This window comes from Kitasatospora sp. NPDC007106, from assembly GCF_040634455.1.
GTDB lineage: Bacteria > Actinomycetota > Actinomycetes > Streptomycetales > Streptomycetaceae > Kitasatospora > Kitasatospora arboriphila.
This window is the reverse complement of the sequence record NZ_JBEYFP010001296.1, coordinates 1-1,285: the sequence shown is the minus strand read 5'-3', so window position 1 is coordinate 1,285 and position 1,285 is coordinate 1. Positions and strand designations below refer to the sequence as shown.

Sequence of the window (1,285 nt, the reverse complement as noted above, 5' to 3'; positions counted from 1 at the left end):
GGCGACCGGGCACGACCGGTCGCCGGCCCTCGCCGCACTCGTCGTGGGCGTCAGCAGGGGCCGTCGTCGGCCCAGACGCCCCACTGGCCGCTGTTGGTCGGGATCTCGTTCTGGGTCCACCACTTCGCGTGGTAGTTGTGGCCCTGGTACGAGACCTTGTTGCCGTTGGTGTAGACGGTCGACGCGTTCCACGCGGGCAGCGTGCAGGTGCCCGGCTTGCCGGTCGGCGAGGCCGACGAGGTGGGCGAGCTCGACGAGGTCGGCGAGGCCGTCGCGGTCGGGGTGCTGGTGGGCGGGGTCGCCCCGGCGAACTTCACGGTGAACTTGGTGAAGTCCCAGTCGTTCTGGGCCACGCTGGAGCAGGAGCCGGACAGGCCCGGGTCCACCGTGCCGGCGCACTGGCGGTCCCGGTTGACGGACCAGTAGGTGTAGCGGGCCAGCTTGTGCGCGGTCGCGAAGTCCAGCACCGTCTGGAAGTCGGCCTGCTTGAAGTACTCGGCGGCGTCGGTCCGACCGTTCATCAGCGAGACGCCCTCGTGGGCGTAGGCGGTCGCCTCGTCCCAGCCGAAGGTGGTCTGCAGGATCTTGTTGAACTTCACCAGCGCGTCGGTCTGGGCCGCCGCGCCGTTGAAGCCGCCGTCGAACGGCATGATCGAGTAGTTGTTCGGCGTGAAGCCCTGAGACTTGGCCTCGTTCAACATCTGCGTGCCGAACCAGCCGGTGCCCGCGTTGGTGCCGGCGGTGGTGATCGAGACGTAGAGGCCGGGGTTGTTCTGCTGGAGGATCTTCGCCGCGCCGATCTCGTTGTGGATCGCCGCCGCGTTCTCGTACTCCGGCTCCTCCAGGTCGAAGTCGATCGCCTTCAGCTGGTACTTGGTGATCACCTTCTGGTAGCCGGCCGCGGTCGCCTCCGGGGTGCCGCAGCCCTGGCCGAGCTTGTTGCCGCCGTAGCCGCCGACCGAGATCGAGACGTCGCCGCCCTTCGCCCGGATCTTCTGGATCACCGCCGGCATGGCGGTGTCGGTGTCGATCGAGGAGGTGCCGCCCCAGGCCGGGGTGCAGCCGCCGGAGTCGAGGATGAAGGCCAACTGGAAGGCCTTCTGACCGGTCGCGTCCATCACCGCGGCGACGTCCGGCGGCGAGTTGTCCTCCGGCATCAGGTACGGGGCCGAGGCGTACCAGTTGCTTCCGAGCGGCGCGGCCGCGGTTGTGGAGGCCAGGGCGTCGCCACCGCTCAGGGCGGCGGCGGCGCCGGCGGCGGCCAGGCCGAGCGCGGCGATCGCCG

At 70.0% G+C, this 1,285-nt stretch carries 1 protein-coding gene; it reads right to left on the bottom strand.

What is annotated here, in order from left to right:
• Nucleotides 1-50: 50 nt before the first annotated feature.
• On the bottom strand, nt 51-1,285 hold a 1,235-nt coding region (locus ABZ641_RS37975), incomplete at its 5' end, for a chitinase (RefSeq protein ID WP_359989187.1).